Annotated in this window: 1 protein-coding gene; it reads left to right on the forward strand. The window is 61.8% G+C overall.

The features are described 5' to 3' along the window. A partial coding sequence (locus tag CWO89_RS45575; protein ID WP_165421654.1) for a transposase occupies nucleotides 1-220 on the forward strand: 220 nt, incomplete at both ends.

The following is a 220-nucleotide window of genomic DNA, read 5'->3' on the forward strand; positions in this document are numbered from 1 at the left end:
GAAACAGGGCAAGGCCTCGTGCGGGGTCGCACGCCAGTACACTGGCTCGGCGGGCAAGATCACCAATTGCCAGATCGGAGTGTTCGCCGCCTATGTGTCACGGCATGGCCATGCCTTCATCGACCGGGCGCTCTACCTGCCAAAAGAATGGACGGACGAACCCGCTCGCCTGAAGGCAGCGCATGTCCCGAGCGATGTGAGCTTTGCGACGAAACCCAAG

The organism is Bradyrhizobium sp. Leo170 (assembly GCF_004296405.1).
Classification (GTDB): Bacteria; Pseudomonadota; Alphaproteobacteria; order Rhizobiales; family Xanthobacteraceae; genus Bradyrhizobium.